The following is a 5,416-nucleotide window of genomic DNA, read 5'->3' as shown; positions in this document are numbered from 1 at the left end:
TTGAAGTTGAAAGAGAAATTCTGAAAAACTTCAAAATAAACGCTTGACAGGCTGAGAGGAAAGCGTAGAATGCGCGCCTCGGTTGAGACGAAAAGCTCTTAACCAACCGCTCTTTAACAATTGAATCAAGCAATTCGTGTGGGTGCTTGTGAATTTGGACTGATAGTCAGCAAGATTATCAGCATCACAAGTGACTATACGAGAAATCGAAATAGTTCATTTTGAGATTGCTGAGCCAAGTTTAGGGTTTTCTCAAAACCCAAGCAGTATTGAACTGAAGAGTTTGATCATGGCTCAGATTGAACGCTGGCGGCAGGCCTAACACATGCAAGTCGAGCGGATGAGAAGAGCTTGCTCTTCGATTCAGCGGCGGACGGGTGAGTAATACCTAGGAATCTGCCTGGTAGTGGGGGACAACGTTTCGAAAGGAACGCTAATACCGCATACGTCCTACGGGAGAAAGCAGGGGACCTTCGGGCCTTGCGCTATCAGATGAGCCTAGGTCGGATTAGCTAGTTGGTGAGGTAATGGCTCACCAAGGCTACGATCCGTAACTGGTCTGAGAGGATGATCAGTCACACTGGAACTGAGACACGGTCCAGACTCCTACGGGAGGCAGCAGTGGGGAATATTGGACAATGGGCGAAAGCCTGATCCAGCCATGCCGCGTGTGTGAAGAAGGTCTTCGGATTGTAAAGCACTTTAAGTTGGGAGGAAGGGCATTAACCTAATACGTTAGTGTTTTGACGTTACCGACAGAATAAGCACCGGCTAACTCTGTGCCAGCAGCCGCGGTAATACAGAGGGTGCAAGCGTTAATCGGAATTACTGGGCGTAAAGCGCGCGTAGGTGGTTCGTTAAGTTGGATGTGAAATCCCCGGGCTCAACCTGGGAACTGCATCCAAAACTGGCGAGCTAGAGTAGGGCAGAGGGTGGTGGAATTTCCTGTGTAGCGGTGAAATGCGTAGATATAGGAAGGAACACCAGTGGCGAAGGCGACCACCTGGGCTCATACTGACACTGAGGTGCGAAAGCGTGGGGAGCAAACAGGATTAGATACCCTGGTAGTCCACGCCGTAAACGATGTCAACTAGCCGTTGGAATCCTTGAGATTTTAGTGGCGCAGCTAACGCATTAAGTTGACCGCCTGGGGAGTACGGCCGCAAGGTTAAAACTCAAATGAATTGACGGGGGCCCGCACAAGCGGTGGAGCATGTGGTTTAATTCGAAGCAACGCGAAGAACCTTACCAGGCCTTGACATGCAGAGAACTTTCCAGAGATGGATTGGTGCCTTCGGGAACTCTGACACAGGTGCTGCATGGCTGTCGTCAGCTCGTGTCGTGAGATGTTGGGTTAAGTCCCGTAACGAGCGCAACCCTTGTCCTTAGTTACCAGCACATAATGGTGGGCACTCTAAGGAGACTGCCGGTGACAAACCGGAGGAAGGTGGGGATGACGTCAAGTCATCATGGCCCTTACGGCCTGGGCTACACACGTGCTACAATGGTCGGTACAGAGGGTCGCCAAGCCGCGAGGTGGAGCTAATCTCACAAAACCGATCGTAGTCCGGATCGCAGTCTGCAACTCGACTGCGTGAAGTCGGAATCGCTAGTAATCGCGAATCAGAATGTCGCGGTGAATACGTTCCCGGGCCTTGTACACACCGCCCGTCACACCATGGGAGTGGGTTGCACCAGAAGTAGCTAGTCTAACCTTCGGGAGGACGGTTACCACGGTGTGATTCATGACTGGGGTGAAGTCGTAACAAGGTAGCCGTAGGGGAACCTGCGGCTGGATCACCTCCTTAATCGACGACATCAGCCGCTTCATAAGCTCCCACACGAATTGCTTGATTCATTGAAGAAGACGATTAGGTTAGCAACCTTCGATTGGGTCTGTAGCTCAGTTGGTTAGAGCGCACCCCTGATAAGGGTGAGGTCGGCAGTTCGAATCTGCCCAGACCCACCAATTGCTGGGGCCATAGCTCAGCTGGGAGAGCGCCTGCCTTGCACGCAGGAGGTCAGCGGTTCGATCCCGCTTGGCTCCACCACCCCCTCTTGCACCTATGTCAAAGCTTAGAAATGAATATTCGGCTCGAATATTGATTTCTGAACTTTATCAGAATCGTTCTTTAAAAATTTGGGTATGTGATAGAAAGATAGACTGGACAGCACTTTCACTGGTGTTTGTTCAGGCTAAGGTAAAATTTGTGAGTTTAATCATGAATTTTCGGCGAATGTCGTCTTCACAGTATAACCAGATTGCTTGGGGTTATATGGTCAAGTGAAGAAGCGCATACGGTGGATGCCTTGGCAGTCAGAGGCGATGAAAGACGTGGTAGCCTGCGATAAGCTCCGGGGAGTCGGCAAACAGACTTTGATCCGGAGATCTCTGAATGGGGGAACCCAGCCATCATAAGATGGTTATCTTACACTGAATACATAGGTGTAAGAGGCGAACCAGGGGAACTGAAACATCTAAGTACCCTGAGGAAAAGAAATCAACCGAGATTCCCTTAGTAGTGGCGAGCGAACGGGGACTAGCCCTTAAGTTGATTTGAGATTAGTGGAAGGCTCTGGAAAGTGCCGCCATAGTGGGTGATAGCCCCGTACACGAAAATCTCTTATCAATGAAATCGAGTAGGACGGAGCACGAGAAACTTTGTCTGAATATGGGGGGACCATCCTCCAAGGCTAAATACTACTGACTGACCGATAGTGAACCAGTACCGTGAGGGAAAGGCGAAAAGAACCCCGGAGAGGGGAGTGAAATAGATCCTGAAACCGTATGCGTACAAGCAGTGGGAGCCTACTTGTTAGGTGACTGCGTACCTTTTGTATAATGGGTCAGCGACTTATATTCAGTGGCGAGCTTAACCGAATAGGGGAGGCGTAGCGAAAGCGAGTCTTAATAGGGCGTTTAGTCGCTGGGTATAGACCCGAAACCGGGCGATCTATCCATGGGCAGGTTGAAGGTTAGGTAACACTGACTGGAGGACCGAACCGACTACCGTTGAAAAGTTAGCGGATGACCTGTGGATCGGAGTGAAAGGCTAATCAAGCTCGGAGATAGCTGGTTCTCCTCGAAAGCTATTTAGGTAGCGCCTCATGTATCACTGTAGGGGGTAGAGCACTGTTTCGGCTAGGGGGTCATCCCGACTTACCAAACCGATGCAAACTCCGAATACCTACAAGTGCCGAGCATGGGAGACACACGGCGGGTGCTAACGTCCGTCGTGAAAAGGGAAACAACCCAGACCGTCAGCTAAGGTCCCAAAGTTATGGTTAAGTGGGAAACGATGTGGGAAGGCTTAGACAGCTAGGAGGTTGGCTTAGAAGCAGCCACCCTTTAAAGAAAGCGTAATAGCTCACTAGTCGAGTCGGCCTGCGCGGAAGATGTAACGGGGCTCAAACCATACACCGAAGCTACGGGTATCACTTAGGTGATGCGGTAGAGGAGCGTTCTGTAAGCCTGTGAAGGTGAGTTGAGAAGCTTGCTGGAGGTATCAGAAGTGCGAATGCTGACATGAGTAACGACAATGGGAGTGAAAAACTCCCACGCCGAAAGACCAAGGTTTCCTGCGCAACGTTAATCGACGCAGGGTTAGTCGGTCCCTAAGGCGAGGCTGAAAAGCGTAGTCGATGGAAAACAGGTTAATATTCCTGTACTTCTAGTTATTGCGATGGAGGGACGGAGAAGGCTAGGCCAGCTTGGCGTTGGTTGTCCAAGTTTAAGGTGGTAGGCTGAGATCTTAGGTAAATCCGGGATCTTAAGGCCGAGAGCTGATGACGAGCGCTCTTAGAGCGCGAAGTGGTTGATGCCATGCTTCCAAGAAAAGCTTCTAAGCTTCAGATAACTAGGAACCGTACCCCAAACCGACACAGGTGGTTGGGTAGAGAATACCAAGGCGCTTGAGAGAACTCGGGTGAAGGAACTAGGCAAAATGGCACCGTAACTTCGGGAGAAGGTGCGCCGGCGAGGGTCAAGGACTTGCTCCGTAAGCCCATGCCGGTCGAAGATACCAGGCCGCTGCGACTGTTTATTAAAAACACAGCACTCTGCAAACACGAAAGTGGACGTATAGGGTGTGACGCCTGCCCGGTGCCGGAAGGTTAATTGATGGGGTTAGCTAACGCGAAGCTCTTGATCGAAGCCCCGGTAAACGGCGGCCGTAACTATAACGGTCCTAAGGTAGCGAAATTCCTTGTCGGGTAAGTTCCGACCTGCACGAATGGCGTAACGATGGCGGCGCTGTCTCCACCCGAGACTCAGTGAAATTGAAATCGCTGTGAAGATGCAGTGTATCCGCGGCTAGACGGAAAGACCCCGTGAACCTTTACTATAGCTTTGCACTGGACTTTGAATTTGCTTGTGTAGGATAGGTGGGAGGCTTTGAAGCGTGGACGCCAGTTCGCGTGGAGCCATCCTTGAAATACCACCCTGGCAACTTTGAGGTTCTAACTCAGGTCCGTTATCCGGATCGAGGACAGTGTATGGTGGGTAGTTTGACTGGGGCGGTCTCCTCCTAAAGAGTAACGGAGGAGTACGAAGGTGCGCTCAGACCGGTCGGAAATCGGTCGTAGAGTATAAAGGCAAAAGCGCGCTTGACTGCGAGACAGACACGTCGAGCAGGTACGAAAGTAGGTCTTAGTGATCCGGTGGTTCTGTATGGAAGGGCCATCGCTCAACGGATAAAAGGTACTCCGGGGATAACAGGCTGATACCGCCCAAGAGTTCATATCGACGGCGGTGTTTGGCACCTCGATGTCGGCTCATCACATCCTGGGGCTGAAGCCGGTCCCAAGGGTATGGCTGTTCGCCATTTAAAGTGGTACGCGAGCTGGGTTTAGAACGTCGTGAGACAGTTCGGTCCCTATCTGCCGTGGACGTTTGAGATTTGAGAGGGGCTGCTCCTAGTACGAGAGGACCGGAGTGGACGAACCTCTGGTGTTCCGGTTGTCACGCCAGTGGCATTGCCGGGTAGCTATGTTCGGAAGAGATAACCGCTGAAAGCATCTAAGCGGGAAACTTGCCTCAAGATGAGATCTCACTGGAGCCTTGAGCTCCCTGAAGGGCCGTCGAAGACTACGACGTTGATAGGTTGGGTGTGTAAGCGCTGTGAGGCGTTGAGCTAACCAATACTAATTGCCCGTGAGGCTTGACCATATAACACCCAAGCAATTTGACTGCTTCTGGAGACAGGGCACCGAATTGTGGTGGTGAAGACGAAACGCTCGAAAATTCGTGAACCCACAAACATCACATACCCGATTTGCGCGGACGTCGAAAGGCGGACGAGCACACAGAATTTCTTGACGACCATAGAGCATTGGAACCACCTGATCCCATCCCGAACTCAGCAGTGAAACGATGCATCGCCGATGGTAGTGTGGAGCTTCTCCATGTGAGAGTAGG

General features: G+C 51.3%; 2 tRNA genes and 3 rRNA genes. All 5 read left to right on the top strand.

Going from position 1 to position 5,416, the window contains the following annotated elements:
• The first annotated feature begins 271 nt into the window (after positions 1 to 271).
• Positions 272 to 1,808: ribosomal RNA gene (locus NTD82_RS08600) — 16S ribosomal RNA — on the top strand.
• Positions 1,809 to 1,892: 84 nt separating this feature from the next.
• Positions 1,893 to 1,969: transfer RNA gene (locus NTD82_RS08595), tRNA-Ile, on the top strand.
• A gap of 6 nt (positions 1,970 to 1,975) precedes the next feature.
• Positions 1,976 to 2,051: transfer RNA gene (locus tag NTD82_RS08590), tRNA-Ala, on the top strand.
• 227 nt (positions 2,052 to 2,278) lie between these two features.
• Positions 2,279 to 5,167: ribosomal RNA gene (locus NTD82_RS08585) — 23S ribosomal RNA — on the top strand.
• A gap of 145 nt (positions 5,168 to 5,312) precedes the next feature.
• Positions 5,313 to 5,416: ribosomal RNA gene (rrf, locus tag NTD82_RS08580) — 5S ribosomal RNA — on the top strand; the annotation flags it as partial.

The organism is Pseudomonas sp. 5P_5.1_Bac1 (assembly GCF_025466015.1).
Classification (GTDB): domain Bacteria; phylum Pseudomonadota; class Gammaproteobacteria; order Pseudomonadales; family Pseudomonadaceae; genus Aquipseudomonas.
Note: the sequence above shows the minus strand (reverse complement) of the source record. Positions and strands in the feature narration are given on the sequence as shown.